At 46.7% G+C, this 14527-nt stretch carries 14 protein-coding genes; 10 read left to right on the top strand and 4 right to left on the bottom strand.

Features of this window, described 5'->3' with window-relative positions:
- Positions 1-39: 39 nt before the first annotated feature.
- Together ICN12_RS05870 and ICN12_RS05865 are read right to left on the bottom strand one after the other, a co-directional pair.
- Positions 40-1338, bottom strand: a complete 1299-nt coding sequence (locus tag ICN12_RS05870) for a polyhydroxyalkanoate depolymerase (RefSeq protein ID WP_216271489.1) — start codon at positions 1336-1338, stop codon at positions 40-42.
- Positions 1339-1380: 42 nt separating this feature from the next.
- Positions 1381-2580 carry an amino acid aminotransferase gene (locus ICN12_RS05865; RefSeq protein ID WP_216271487.1) on the bottom strand — a complete coding sequence of 400 codons (1200 nt, stop codon included), beginning with the start codon at positions 2578-2580 and terminating at the stop codon, positions 1381-1383.
- A gap of 172 nt (positions 2581-2752) precedes the next feature.
- Here ICN12_RS05865 and uvrB point away from each other — a divergent pair, with 172 nt between their 5' ends.
- The 10 genes from uvrB (at position 2753) to ICN12_RS05815 (ending at position 11991) form a co-directional block, all read left to right on the top strand.
- A complete protein-coding gene (gene uvrB, locus ICN12_RS05860; protein WP_255537713.1) occupies positions 2753-4906 on the top strand; it encodes an excinuclease ABC subunit UvrB in 2154 nt (717 codons plus the stop codon).
- Positions 4907-5023: 117 nt separating this feature from the next.
- Positions 5024-5593 carry a Fe-S cluster assembly transcriptional regulator IscR gene (gene iscR, locus ICN12_RS05855; protein ID WP_216271485.1) on the top strand — a complete coding sequence of 190 codons (570 nt, stop codon included), beginning with the start codon at positions 5024-5026 and terminating at the stop codon, positions 5591-5593.
- 51 nt (positions 5594-5644) lie between these two features.
- A complete protein-coding gene (locus ICN12_RS05850) occupies positions 5645-6904 on the top strand; it encodes an IscS subfamily cysteine desulfurase (protein WP_370624950.1) in 1260 nt (419 codons plus the stop codon).
- A 58-nt stretch (positions 6905-6962) separates the two neighbouring features.
- On the top strand, positions 6963-7349 hold the full coding sequence (gene iscU / locus ICN12_RS05845) for a Fe-S cluster assembly scaffold IscU (protein ID WP_216271482.1): 387 nt from the start codon (positions 6963-6965) through the stop codon (positions 7347-7349).
- A 20-nt stretch (positions 7350-7369) separates the two neighbouring features.
- Entirely contained in the window at positions 7370-7693 is a 324-nt protein-coding gene (gene iscA, locus ICN12_RS05840) for an iron-sulfur cluster assembly protein IscA (RefSeq protein ID WP_216271480.1), read from the top strand.
- Entirely contained in the window at positions 7659-8198 is a 540-nt protein-coding gene (gene hscB, locus ICN12_RS05835; RefSeq protein WP_216271478.1) for a Fe-S protein assembly co-chaperone HscB, read from the top strand. The genes iscA and hscB overlap by 35 nt, the downstream gene beginning before the upstream one ends.
- Positions 8199-8216: 18 nt before the next feature.
- Entirely contained in the window at positions 8217-10082 is a 1866-nt protein-coding gene (gene hscA, locus ICN12_RS05830) for a Fe-S protein assembly chaperone HscA (RefSeq protein WP_216271476.1), read from the top strand.
- Positions 10083-10100: 18 nt separating this feature from the next.
- The gene (fdx, locus tag ICN12_RS05825; protein ID WP_216271473.1) at positions 10101-10439 is read left to right on the top strand and encodes an ISC system 2Fe-2S type ferredoxin; all 339 of its coding nucleotides are present in this window, start codon (positions 10101-10103) and stop codon (positions 10437-10439) included.
- Positions 10440-10488: 49 nt separating this feature from the next.
- On the top strand, positions 10489-11604 hold the full coding sequence (locus tag ICN12_RS05820) for a DUF3300 domain-containing protein (RefSeq protein ID WP_216271471.1): 1116 nt from the start codon (positions 10489-10491) through the stop codon (positions 11602-11604).
- A gap of 18 nt (positions 11605-11622) precedes the next feature.
- On the top strand, positions 11623-11991 hold the full coding sequence (locus ICN12_RS05815; RefSeq protein ID WP_216271469.1) for a Rap1a/Tai family immunity protein: 369 nt from the start codon (positions 11623-11625) through the stop codon (positions 11989-11991).
- A gap of 223 nt (positions 11992-12214) precedes the next feature.
- Here the strand turns inward: ICN12_RS05815 and ICN12_RS05810 are convergent, their stop codons facing one another.
- Positions 12215-13576: a sulfate adenylyltransferase subunit 1 gene (locus tag ICN12_RS05810; RefSeq protein WP_216271468.1), complete on the bottom strand. Its 1362-nt coding sequence runs from the start codon at positions 13574-13576 to the stop codon at positions 12215-12217.
- Positions 13576-14499 carry a sulfate adenylyltransferase subunit CysD gene (gene cysD, locus ICN12_RS05805; RefSeq protein WP_216271467.1) on the bottom strand — a complete coding sequence of 308 codons (924 nt, stop codon included), beginning with the start codon at positions 14497-14499 and terminating at the stop codon, positions 13576-13578. Before cysD ends, ICN12_RS05810 begins: the two co-directional genes overlap by 1 nt.
- Positions 14500-14527: the final 28 nt, after the last annotated feature.

Below are 14527 nucleotides of genomic sequence, written 5' to 3'. Positions count from 1 at the left end.
CTAAAACGAGAAGCGCGACCCGAAAGTCGCGCTGCTGTTTTATGCAGACTTTGAGCCTTCTAGTTTTGGAGGTCTAGCTCTTGTTTTCTTCTGAGCAGTTTGGTGTTCCCGAATAAAGGATTTAATTTTTGGGTAAACCTTGTCACGCCAGCGACGACCAGAGAAGATGCCATAGTGACCGGCGCCTGCCACTTCGTAATGATCTTTGTTAGTTGCTGGAATGCCTGCACACAGCGCATGCGCTGAGCGAGTCTGTCCGCTACCAGAGATATCATCCAACTCGCCTTCAACCGTGAGAAGAGCAGTTTTCTTAATATCTTGTGGCTTAACTAATTCACCAGCGACTTCCCATGTACCGTTTGGTAGTGAGTAGTCTTGGAACACGGTCTTAATGGTGTCTAAGTAAAACTGCGCATCCATATCGAGAACTGCGTTGTATTCGTCATAGAAACGAATATGTGACTCAGCATCTTGTTCATCGCCACGCACTAAGTTTTGGAAGTAATCCCAATGTGACTGCAGGTGATTTTGTGGGTTCATGGCAATAAAGCCAGTGTGTTGCAAGAAGCCCGGATAAACCTTGCGGCCAGCGCCTGGATAGCTTGGCGGTACTTTGTAAATTACATGACTTTCAAACCAGTCGTAGGACTTTTGATCAGCCAGGTTGTTAACAGCAGTTGGTGACTTGCGTGCATCAATTGGACCGCCCATCATGATCATAGATGCTGGTGTTTTTTCACCAGCAGAGGCCATCAATGAGATTGCACCTAATGTAGGAACAGTTGGTTGGCATACGGAGATCACATGCAAATCATCTGCGCCAATCGCGCGGATGAAGTCTTGTATGTAGTGAACGTAGTCATCCAAGCTAAAGCTGCCATCTTCAGCCGGAACAATGCGAGCATCAATCCAGTCGGTAATGTAAACCTTGTGATCTTGTAATAAGGTGCGGACAGTATCACGTAGCAATGTGGAGTGATGTCCTGAGAGCGGCGCCACTACTAACACCACTGGATCATCTTTTAATTTTTTGATGACTTCAACATCATCAGAAAAACGCTTGAAGCGAATTAAATTACAAAATGGTTTGGCAACAATGGTTCTTTCATGAATCGCTACTTCGCGACCATGGGCTTGCACAGAGCGAATGCCAAACTCTGGCTTCTTATAATTTTTACCTAGGCGATAGAGGAGTTCATAGCTAGCAGCTAAACGATCTGAACCCGGTACCTTGGAGGCTGGATTTGAGGCATTGATAAACGCCTCAGAAGCTGCGCGAGCCCAAGAACTAACGGGTTGAAGTAGAGCTTTTTGAAATTCATGTAACTGATATAGCATGGTGCCTCCTGATAATGCAGTGTAACCGCTTATTACGCGTTGTTATGCCAATACGCGGGCGATTGCTTTGGCTACTTTATCAATATTTTTGGTATTGAGGGCAGCCACACAAATACGGCCTGTGGAGAGGGCATAAATGCCATCTTCCTTTTGTAAACGCTCAACTTGCTCGACAGTAAGGCCCGAGTAAGAGAACATGCCGCGCTGTGCTTCAATAAAAGCAAAGTCTTGCTTCACACCAGCAGCGGCGAGTTTTTCAACCAACCCATGACGCATTGCTTTAATGCGATCACGCATCTCAGCTAATTCATCTTCCCAAAGTTTTCTGAGCTCTGGTGAGTTCAGAACGGCAGCTGCAATCGCTGCACCGTGTGTTGGAGGATTGGAATAGTTTGTACGAATCACACGCTTTAATTGAGATAGCACGCGAGTGGACTCATCTTTACTTTGGGTCACGATAGACAATGCGCCAACGCGCTCACCGTAGAGTGAGAAAGATTTTGAGAATGAGCTTGATACAAAGAAAGACATTCCGGATTCAGCAAACAAACGAACAGCCACACCATCTTGCTCAATGCCAGCCGCAAAGCCTTGGTAAGCCATATCCAGGAATGGAATCAATTCTTTTGTCTTGCAGATATCGATTACTTGACGCCATTGCGCTTCAGTAATGTCAGCGCCAGTTGGGTTGTGACAGCAAGCGTGCAGCAATACAGTAGTGAACTTAGGGAAAGACTCCAAAGACTTCACCATGCCGTCAAAATCAACGCCACGTGTTTTGCCATCAAAGTAGGTGTACTCAATTACTTCAAATCCAGCGGATTCAAAAATGCCGCGGTGGTTTTCCCAGGTCGGGTTGCTGATTGCGCAAGTTGCATTTAAGTTCAGACGTTTAATAAAGTCGGCACCAACACGTAATGCACCAGTGCCGCCAAGGCACTCAGCAGTCACTACGCGGCCATCTTTAATGAGGGTAGAGTCTGCGCCAAACAAGAGGTTCTGCACAGCGCTGTTGTAGGGGTTTGGACCTTCGATTGGAATGTAGCTACGTGGAGAGTGCTTCGCAACAATCGCTTCTTCTGCCTTAATGACGGCCTTCAAAAGAGGTACTTTGCCTTCGTCAGTGTAGTAAACACCAACTCCTAGATTGACCTTGTCTGCGCGTTGATCGGCGACATAGGCTTCTGTGAGGCCAAAAATAGGGTCTTTAGGGGCTAGTTGGACTGAAGTAAAAAGGTTCATTTGAGGGTCAAAAGGAGCGGTTAAAGTGGTGTTTTAGGATTAATTGACGTTAAATTCAGTTAAATTTGCTTTAAATGGCTGTTTTTGGGCTTAGATTTGGCTATTTCCAAATAAAAACGGCAAAATCAATGTTTGTACAAAATTCGCTGTGCACTAAAAACGTACAGGTGAAATGATATCCGAGATGCCCCCTAAGTTGCCTAAAAGTTCCTCAAATACCCAAGTTGCCGAAAGTAAGAAAAGCCCTGTAGCTGATCCTTTGGGTGAGGTAGGTCACGACCTGGATCCGGCAAAGTTTGTTTCTTTCCCCGATTCCCCATTTCACCTCTATCAGCCATTTCCGCCGGCAGGCGATCAACCAGCCGCAATTGATGCTCTAGTGGCCGGAATTGAGGATGGATTGACCTTTCAGACGCTTTTAGGGGTGACTGGCTCGGGCAAGACCTTCACGATGGCCAATGTGATCGCCAGAACGGGTCGTCCCGCCATCATTTTTGCTCCCAATAAGACTTTAGCCGCCCAGCTCTATAGCGAATTTAGAGAGTTTTTTCCTAAAAATGCAGTGGAGTATTTCGTGAGTTACTACGATTATTACCAGCCAGAGGCATATGTCCCTACGCGCGATTTGTTTATTGAAAAAGACTCATCCATCAATGAACATATTGAGCAGATGCGACTCTCAGCGACTAAGAGTTTATTAGAGCGTCGTGATGTCATCATCGTGGCAACAGTATCTGCAATTTACGGTATTGGTAATCCTGGTGACTATCACAGCATGGTGATGACTTTACGTCCTGGCGACAAGATGAGTCAGCGCGATATTTTGATGCGCTTAATTGCGATGCAGTATGACCGCAATGAAACCGATTTCAAGCGCGGTGTTTTCCGTGTACGCGGCGACACGATTGATATCTTCCCAGCAGAACATAATGAGCTCGCAGTACGAGTTGAATTATTTGATGACGTCATCGAGAGCTTGCAATTTTTTGATCCGCTCACCGGAAGAATTCGTCAAAAGATTCCGCGCTTCACAGTCTATCCAAGCTCACACTATGTGACGCCACGGGACACTGTCCTCAAGGCCATTGAAACAATTAAGACTGAGTTACGTACACGCCTTGATGAGTTTGTTAAGGATGGTAAGTTAGTTGAAGCGCAACGCCTAGAGCAGCGTACCCGCTTTGATTTAGAGATGCTTAATGAATTGGGTTTCTGTAAGGGTATTGAAAACTACTCACGCCACCTCTCTGGCGCGATGCCGGGGGAAGCTCCGCCTACCTTGGTGGACTATATGCCTAATGATGCGCTGATGTTCTTGGATGAGAGTCATGTTCTCATTGGACAGCTCAATGCGATGTACAACGGTGATAAATCTCGCAAACATACCTTGGTCGAGTTTGGATTCCGTTTACCTTCAGCGATGGATAACCGACCGCTCAAGTTCACCGAGTTTGAAACCAAGATGCGTCAAACCATATTCGTTTCTGCAACGCCGGCTGATTATGAGAATACCCATACTGGACAAGTCGTTGAGCAAGTAGCTAGACCGACAGGATTGGTCGATCCCGAAATTGAAGTATTACCAGCCAGTTCACAGGTTGATGATTTGTTGAGTCAGATTCATGAGCGTGTCAAAGTGCATGAGCGCGTGCTGGTGACAGTACTAACAAAGCGAATGGCCGAACAACTCACCGATTACTTATCGGATCACGGCGTGAAGGTGCGTTATGTGCATTCGGATATCGATACGGTAGAGCGTGTAGAAATTTTGCGCGATCTACGCTTAGGCGTCTTCGATGTTCTTGTGGGCATTAATTTATTGCGTGAGGGCTTGGATATTCCTGAGGTTTCACTGGTTGCTATTTTGGATGCGGATAAAGAGGGCTTCTTGCGTTCAGAACGCAGCTTAATTCAGACGATTGGTAGGGCAGCCCGAAACGTTCGAGGCAAGGCGATTTTGTATGCTGATCGCATCACTGATTCTATGAAGCGGGCGATGGGGGAGACCGAGCGCCGCCGCACTAAGCAAATTGCTTTTAACAAGGCAAACGGTATTGAGCCCCGTGGTGTGAAAAAGCGGATTAAAGATATTATTGATGGTGTCTACGATGTCAAAGAGAAGCGTTCAGAGATGCAGGTGGAGCAAGAGCGGGCTCGCTATGAAGATATGAGCGAAAAGGACCTGGCAGGCGAAATCAAGCGTCTGGAGAAGCAAATGAACTCCGAGGCCAAGAATCTGGAGTTTGAAAAGGCAGCCGCCACACGTGACCGCCTCACTAAGGTCAAGGAAATGGCCTTTGGGGCTCGCTCTCGCGACGCCGTTTAGAATTTGGGGTTAATTCCCGAGCGGAATGGTGGGGTATATGGTAAAGTTGAGTGGAATGGTCGGGTATTACCCGCCCGACTGTTAGCTGTCCATAACAATCCATTACCAAGGTGACATATGAGACTTACCACTAAAGGCCGTTTTGCAGTAACCGCAATGATCGATTTAGCCCTGCGTGAAACGCACGGGCCTGTAACTTTGGCTGGAATCAGCCAAAGACAGAAGATTTCCCTTTCTTATTTAGAGCAGTTGTTCGGCAAATTGCGCCGTTTCAACATCGTGGAGAGCACTCGCGGCCCCGGCGGTGGATACACCCTGGCACGCAAGTCTGAAGAAATTAGTGTGGCTGACATCATCGTTGCTGTAGATGAGCCCTTGGATGCCACCCAATGTGGCGGCAAAGGCAATTGTCATACCGATGAAGAAAATCATGGCCGTTGTATGACCCATGATCTTTGGACTAATTTAAATTCCAAAATGGTGGAGTACCTCAGCTCAGTTTCTTTAAAAGATCTCGTCCATCAACAGGAGGGGCGCGGCATCGTATTACATGATTTACGTCCCAAAAAAATTAAAACTGAAGGTGTCAAGGTAGAAAAGCCAGCATCAGCAGTTGCAGCAGCAAAAGAAGTTGCCCCCAAGCGACCTCTCGTGAATTCCGTTTTTAACCTGGCTCAGCAAAGTTAACTCAAGAGAATAGTTACTGAGCTACTTAGCCAATTAATCGATAAGCAAAACATGAACGCACCACAAGACATTCCTAAGCAACCAGTCCCCATGTTTAGTCCTAAACACTTCCCGGTGTATATGGACTACTCAGCTACGACACCGATAGATCCACGTGTTGTGGACAAAATGTTGCCTTATCTGCGTGAGCAGTTCGGTAATGCGGCATCTCGTAGTCATGCCTATGGTTGGGCTGCTGAAGAGGCAGTTGAGTGGGCGCGTTCAGAAGTAGCGCAGTTGGTTCATGCTGATCCAAGAGAGATCGTGTTTACTAGTGGCGCAACTGAAAGTATTAATTTGGCATTGAAGGGTGCTGCGCATTTTTATAAAGATCGCGGCAATCACATCATTACTGTGAAGACCGAGCACAAGGCGACTCTAGATACCTGCCGTGAGCTTGAGCGTGAAGGTTATGAGGTTACTTACTTAGATGTATTGCCTGATGGCTTAATTGATTTCGCTCAACTCGAAGCAGCGATGAAACCTGGCACTATCTTGGCTTCAGTGATGTATGTGAATAATGAAATTGGCGTAGTGCAAGACATTCCCCGCATTGGTGAATTGTGCCGTTCCCGTGGTGTGATTTTGCATGTGGATGCTGCGCAAGCCACTGGCAAAGTAGAAATCGACTTAGAGAAAATCAAAGTGGATTTAATGAGTTTTTCTGCTCACAAGACTTATGGTCCAAAAGGAATTGGTGCTTTGTTTGTGCGTCGTAAGCCCCGCATTCGAATTGAGGCACAGATTCATGGTGGTGGTCACGAGCGCGGCATGCGTTCAGGCACTCTAGCCGTTCACCAAATCGTTGGTATGGGTGAAGCATTCCGCATTGCCCGTATCGAAATGGTTGAAGAGAATGCCCGCATCCGTGCTTTGCGCGATCGCCTGCTGACTGGCTTGAAAGATATCGAAGAAGTCTATGTCAATGGCGACATGGATCATCGCGTTCCCCATAACCTGAACATCAGCTTTAACTATGTTGAAGGTGAATCGATGTTGATGGCCTTAAAAGATTTGGCCATCTCTTCTGGTTCCGCATGTACATCAGCTTCTTTAGAGCCTTCGTATGTATTGCGCGCACTGGGTCGTAATGATGAATTGGCCCATAGCTCGATTCGTTTTACCTTGGGTCGCTTTACTACTGAAGAAGAAGTGGATTTCACAATCAAGTTGGTAAAAGAGAAGATTGCCAAGTTGCGTGAGCTTTCGCCGCTTTGGGAAATGTTTAAAGATGGTATTGATCTCAGTACTATCCAGTGGGCCGCACACTAAGCAGTTTTGAAAATATTAAAAGTAAGATAAAAGACAAAAGAAATAACGAGGAAATATCATGGCATATAGCGACAAAGTAATCGACCATTACGAAAACCCCCGCAACGTTGGCTCTTTTGAAAAGGGTGATGATCATGTTGGTACCGGCATGGTTGGCGCACCTGCCTGCGGTGACGTGATGAAATTGCAGATCCGTGTAAACGATCAAGGCGTGATTGAAGATGCTAAGTTCAAGACCTACGGTTGTGGTTCTGCGATTGCATCCTCCTCTTTAGTAACCGAGTGGGTTAAAGGTAAAACCTTGGATCAGGCTTTAGAGATCAAGAACTCCTTGATTGCTGAAGAGCTGGCTTTACCCCCAGTGAAAATTCACTGCTCCATCTTGGCTGAAGATGCCATTAAGGCAGCAGTAGCGGATTACAAAGAAAAGCATCCAGCTAAGTAAAGATAAAGAGACTGTCCATCATGGCAATTACCTTAACTGACAAAGCAGCGAAACACGTACAGCGCAATTTAGACAAGCGCGGGAAGGGTTGTGGCTTGCGCTTGGGTGTTCGCACTACAGGTTGTTCAGGCTTGGCTTATCAACTTGAGTACGTAGATGAAGCCGCCCCAGAAGATACGAAGTTTGAATCCAACGGCATCACCATCTTTGTTGATCCCAAGAGTCTGGCTTATTTAGATGGCACCGAATTAGATTTCGTACGCGAAGGCCTGAATGAAGGCTTTAAGTTTCAGAACCCGAACGTAAAAGATGAGTGTGGTTGTGGCGAATCCTTCCGCGTCTGACGATTACTTCCGTTTCTTTGGTTTAGAGCAGCAATTCAATCTGGATTTGTCTGCATTAGAGCAGGCGTATCTAGCAATTCAAAAAGAAGTGCATCCTGATCGACATGCTCGCGGTAGCGATACCGAGCAAAGGTTAGCTATGCAAATGGCTACGCTGGCTAATACGGCCTTTCAGACGCTGAAGAATCCCGTCCAACGCGGTTTATATCTTTGCCAGCTTCATGGTGTGGATGCTCGCCTAGAGACCAATACCGCTATGCCAGCAGCTTTCTTAATGAAGCAGATGGAATGGCGTGAAAGCCTGGAAGAGCGGGAAGAGGATTTGGCCGCACTTGAATCACTCGCTGAAGAAGTAGCCGTCTCCAAAAAAGACACTCTCTCCGAAATTGCCTTGGCAGTAGACGGGGCAAAGAACTATGAGCGTGCAGCTGAGCTACTCAGAGGTTTGCTTTTTATCGATAAATTTGCACTAGAGCTAGATGATGCTATCTCAGTCCTGGTATAGCTTTAAACTCTAGTCCCCATGGCCTTATTACAAATCTCCGAACCCGGTAAATCACTAGCTCCGCATCAACGCCGGATAGCTGTTGGTATTGATCTGGGCACTACCAACTCTTTGGTAGCGATTGTGCGAGATGCTTTACCTAAGGTGCTCCCAGATTCAGAAGGACGAGAATTACTCCCTTCAGTAGTCCGCTATCTGCCAAACGGTAGAACTCAAGCCGGCTTTGAGGCCATTGAAAGTATTGTTTCCGACCCTAAGAACACCATTGTTTCTGTAAAGCGATTCATGGGTCGTGGCATCGTCGATGTAGAAAATATTGAAAGTACGCCATACGACTTTGTCGATGAGCCTGGTATGTTGAAGCTCAGAACCGTTGCTGGTGATAAGAGTCCAATTGAAGTTTCTGCAGAAATTCTGGCACGTTTGCGTCAATTGGCGGAAGACTCAGTCAATGACGATATCGTTGGTGCGGTGATCACCGTGCCGGCCTATTTTGATGATGCTCAGCGCCAAGCCACAAAAGATGCAGCTAAATTAGCGGGCATTGAAGTATTGCGTTTGCTTAATGAGCCTACTGCCGCTGCAATTGCTTACGGCTTGGATAATGGCTCCGAAGGCATTTACGCTGTTTACGATTTGGGTGGCGGCACCTTTGACATCTCTATTTTACGAATGAGTAGAGGTGTATTTGAGGTCCTCTCTACTGGTGGCGATTCCGCATTGGGTGGGGATGACTTTGATCATCGCCTCTATTGCTGGGTGATTGAACAGGCCAAGCTTCCGCCGCTCTCGATTCAGGATCACCGCAAACTATTGCTCTCTTGTAAACATGCTAAAGAGCTACTCAGTCATAACCCCTTAGCACGCGTTCATGAAACGCTCACCGACGGCACTGTTGTTAATGTCGGTATTAGTCAGGCCCAATTCTTTGAGATTACTCAGAACCTGATCAACAAAACACTCGTTGCTGTGAAGAAGGCCTTGCGCGATGCAGGCCTTAAAGCAGATGAAGTCAAGGGTGTAGTGATGGTAGGTGGTGCAACCCGTATGCCCCATGTACAGCGGGCGGTTGGTGAGCTCTTTGGCACTAAGCCCTTAAACAACCTCAATCCAGATCAAGTGGTAGCTTTAGGTGCCGCAATGCAAGCCGACTTACTTGCTGGTAATCAAAGTAAGGATGATGAGTGGCTCTTATTGGATGTCATTCCGCTTTCCCTCGGTATTGAAACCATGGGCGGTTTAGTTGAAAAAATTATTCCGCGTAACACGCCAATCCCAGTGGCTCGTGCACAAGATTTCACAACCTTTAAAGATGGGCAAACTGCTTTGGCCATTCAGGTGGTGCAGGGTGAGCGCGAGCTAGCGCAAGACTGTCGCTCTTTAGGTAAATTTGAGTTGCGCGGTATCCCGCCAATGGCTGCTGGTGCTGCTCGCATTCGGGTGACCTTCCAGGTAGATGCGGATGGATTGCTTTCAGTAAGTGCGATGGAGCAAGGCTCTGGCGTGCAAGCCTCGATTGATATCAAGCCATCCTATGGTCTGACCGATGCTGAGATCGCTCGGATGTTGCAAGATGGTTTTGCCTCTGCAAAAGTCGATCTGTTGGCGAGATCCTTGCGTGAAGAGCAGGTCAATGCACAACGTTTATTAGATGCCGTTCAAACTGCCTTAGATTCAGACCGCAACTTGTTGAGTGCTGAGGAGCAGGTAATAGTCGATGCAGAGATGGCGACTTTACAAAAAATCCTCAAAGAAGAAGCCGATAGCGCCACTTTAAGAAAAGCAGTTGATCATGCTGCTAAAGCAACCGATGAGTTTGCTCAAAAGCGGATGAATGCCAGTATTCAGAAGGCTTTGGCTGGCAAGAATGTCGCTGAAATTTAAGAAAAGAAAATTACCAAGATGACTCAGATCGTTGTTCTACCTCATAGTGAATATTGCCCGGAGGGTGCGGTAGTTGAAGTTTCTCCCGGAACTTCTATTTGTGAAGCTTTGCTAGAAAACAATATTCCTATTGAGCATGCCTGCGATATGGTGTGCGCTTGCACTACTTGCCACGTCATCGTAAAAGAGGGCTATCAAAGTCTCAATGCCCCTGATGAGAATGAAGAGGACTTGCTAGATCGCGCATGGGGCCTGAATCCAAAGTCGCGTTTATCTTGCCAGGCCATTGTGGCTCGCGAGGATTTGGTGATTGAGATTCCAAAGTATTCTATTAATCACGCCAAAGAAAATCACTAATTCCCAGCACAGTATTAAACTCTAGGAATACAAGAGGATTAATGAGTGTATGAATATTCAACATAAAGCAGGGTACTTGATTGGATTTGCGGCGCTCTTGAGTGCCTGCTCAAATAATGCCGATCCCTATCAAAATACGGCCTATCCACAGTCCTATACCCAAAGTGGTGGCTATAACAATTCACCGCAGTTAATTTCATCTGAGCAATTGCAGTCCTTGGTTTCCCCGATTGCACTGTATCCAGATTCCTTGCTGTCATTAATGCTATTGGCATCTACTTATCCGCTAGAAGTTGCTGAAGCCTATAACTGGCGCAATAGTAATTCCAGTCTTAGTGGTGCCGCATTGCAAGATGCTCTCAAGGCGCAATCATGGAACGATAGTGTGAAGTCACTCATTCCATTCCCGCAAGCATTTAATATGATGGGCAGTAAATTGCAGTGGACCCAAAATCTTGGTAATGCTTACAAGTTGCAACCAGCAGATACGATGAAGGCGGTACAGGCTTTACGCAAGCGTGCCGTTCAGGCCGGAACCCTTAAGTCAAATCAGCAAATTACTGTGACTACCGATGCCAACGCGAATGTGTTAATTGGCCCCGCTAATACTCAAGTGGTCTATGTACCGAGTTATAACCCCACTGTTGTTTATGGAGCCTGGCCATACCCAGATTACCCGCCATATCCTGCCTATAACCCTGCTTGGGGGATGATGTCATTTGGTCTTGGGATGGCAGTAGGCGGTGCATTTTGGTCCACACCTAGCTGGTCTGACGGTACGATTAATGTGAACAATACGAATTCTTCTGGAAGATCGACTAGGGGGCTAATTGGTCCAAGCAGTATTCAGAATCAACAGCGCCTTCTCAATGATTGGAAAAATAATGCGACCCCGCAAGATCGACAGGCGGCAAGAGCGGCGGGGCAACGAGCAGATAACGCCTTTCAGAAAAATGCTACGCCACAAGAGCGCGCTCAAGCTGACCGCCTAAATCAGGAAGCCAGAAATGATTACCAACAGGACCGCACCAATCCAAATACATATCGTGAGGCAGCTCAAGAAAATGCTATGCGAGAGCAGGCGCGTAACGACCGAATGAGTGATGACCGATTTGGTGGGCGTGGCGGTTTTGGTGCTGGACGTATGGGTGGATTTAGACGCTAATCTATAAAGAAGATCACTATGAAATTATTTCACTCAACCCTGTTAGTTATTAGCGCAACTTTGCTGTTACAGACAAATGCTTTTTCTCAGGTTAACTTACCCAAGAATGACTCATCTACTGCTGCATTGGTTGAGTTATGCAAAAACCTCAATGATGTTGATGGCCAGAACTTTTGCTTTGGATTTGGTGAAGGTGTATACCAGGCCTATTTGGCTGGCCAAAATCCAAAACGTAAATCCAGTATTTGCTTCTCATCCGAAACTGGCACAAGAGAAGCAATCCTCCAAGAGTTTCTGATTTGGAATCAAAGTAATCCCCAGTTCAATCAGGAGCGTGCCGCTAAGACCCTGGTCCGATTCTTTGAGGCAAAGTACCCTTGCAAATAGGCTAAGGCCAGCATAGACAATGCACCAATATGAGGCATTTAGCACATTAAGTAGGCAATATCGCCTTAGGGGTGGCTTCTAAAGGAATACGATGAAGTTGTTGTTCATTCTTTAGTAGTACCTCCATAGATTTTCTTTTAAGCCATCCTTCGGGGTGGCTTTTTTCTTTCCTCCAAAAGATAAGGCCCCGCAAAGCGAGGCCTTAACGGTGAAGAAGGTGGGCTTACTGAGCTACCGCTTCCCGAATCATACCTGCGGCAACCGTATGATTGGTAGCTTCATCAATCAAGATGAAGGCGCCGGTTTTCTGAGACTGGCTAAATAAATCAGCGGCAATGGGTTTTTGCAACACAAAATCTACGCGACCAATTTCATTGGCATTGAGAGGGTGTGTTTCTAAAGCATGGGATAGCGTTTGTACATCCAGCACTTGCTGGATGCCCTTAACCTTTGCGCCAATGGTACTAGTCGTGTGACGTAAAGCGTACTTCCGACTCAAAGATAGCGGCTCGATATCTAGCCAGCAAAGATCAGCAGAAATTTGTTTGCTCAGCGTTGGTGGCGTAGCGTCCTCGGCACTAATAAACAAGCAACCTCTAGAAACATCGATATCTTCAGCCAGGCTAATCGCTACAGCTTCACCTGTTTGAGCAGACTCAACTTCATTATTGGTATTGGCTTGATCGCGATTAGAACGATTGCCTAAATAGATTTTGGCAACAGTAGCTTCGCGATTCTCAGGAAGTACTTTAATTTTTTGACCTACACGAATACTTCCGGACTCAATTTGACCAAGGTAAGCACGCAAGTCATCGGAAGCGCTGCCATCTTGACGGGCAACATACTGAACCGGAAAGCGTAAAGCAGTTTTCTCTGACTGCGGGCTGGTATCTAGACTCTCTAACCACTGCAGTAATGTAGGACCCTGGTACCAAGGCGTATCTTTACTGGCGGTGACCACGTTTGCACCTAAGAGCGCTGACATGGGGATTAAAGTCGGCGCAGGCAAGCCAATTTTTTTCGTTAAGTCTTCAATTGCTGTTTTGATGGTGTTGAATACCTTCTCATCAAAATTGAGTAAGTCCATTTTGTTTACAGCAAAGACAACATGGCGTAGGCCGAGCAAATGGACAATTGCAGCATGGCGCTTAGTTTGCGCCAATAAGGTAGCGGGGCTAGAGTTGAGATCAACTCGAGTAGCGTCTACCAGAATGACTGCGACATCCGATTGTGATGCACCTGTCACCAGATTGCGCGTGTATTGCTCATGACCCGGAGCGTCGGCTACGATGAACTTGCGTTTTGGGGTGGAGAAGTAGCGATAAGCAACATCAATGGTGATGCCTTGCTCACGCTCTGCCTCTAGTCCATCGGTTAATAGCGCTAAGTCCACGCCTGCATCTGATGAAGTGACGCGTGCATGCTTGGTTTTCGATAATGACTCAAGCTGATCTACCAAAATGGATTTGGTGTCGTAGAGTAAGCGGCCAATGAGGGTGCTCTTACCGTCATCTACGCTACCCGCTGTGATGAATCGCACTACGTTTTGGTGCGAATTTTCAGAATGCGTTTGATTAGTAGTCATCAGAAGTAACCTTCTTTCTTGCGGCGCTCCATTGAGGCCTCATTGGTTTGATCATCCATGCGCGTTGCGCCACGTTCAGTGATTTCAGTAATGGCAGTTTCAGCAATGATGTCGATAGGGGTTACGGCGGTACTGAGTACTGGGCAGGTACAGCTAATATCGCCCACGGTACGAAAACGCACACTCAATACTTCGCTGATATCACCAGGTGCTTTAGGGGTGATATTGGTAACGGGAACTAAGAGACTGTTTTTCTTCACCACTTCACGTTGATGAGTGTAGTAAATGCTGGGTAGTTCTAATTTCTCACGAGCGATGTATTGCCAGATATCAAGTTCAGTCCAATTGGAAATTGGGAACACGCGCATGTTTTCACCTTTGGCAATGCGAGCGTTATAGAGATTCCAGAGTTCTGGACGTTGCGCTTTAGGGTCCCATTGACCGAATTCATCTCGGAAAGAGAAGATGCGTTCTTTAGCCCGCGCTTTTTCTTCATCTCGGCGTGCGCCCCCCATGAGGGCGTCGAACTCGTATTCAGCAATTGCCTCAAGCAAAGTGACTGCTTGAGCAGCATTACGAGAATCGGTTTCTTTGCGCAGACGTACAGTGCCTTTTTTGATGGAATCTTCAACGTGACCAACAATCAGTTTTACACCGGTTTTTTCAACTACGGCGTCACGATACGCAATCACCTCGGGGTAGTTGTGGCCAGTATCGATGTGCAGAATAGGGAAAGGCAATTTGACTGGGCGATCGCCAAACTGAAACGCTTTGCGAGCCAAGTGAAACATGACGATTGAATCTTTTCCGCCCGAGAAAAGCATGGCGGGATTGGCGCACTGTGCTACCACTTCACGAATGATGTAGATCGACTCAGCTTCAAGCCAATCCAAATGGTCATCTAATAATTTTTGTTCTTGCATTCTGTAATTCGTTCTTTACTAAGTTTTG

Origin of the sequence: Polynucleobacter sp. AM-25C3 (assembly GCF_018882335.1) — a bacterium.
Classification (GTDB): domain Bacteria; phylum Pseudomonadota; class Gammaproteobacteria; order Burkholderiales; family Burkholderiaceae; genus Polynucleobacter.
Note: the sequence above shows the minus strand (reverse complement) of the source record. Positions and strands in the feature narration are given on the sequence as shown.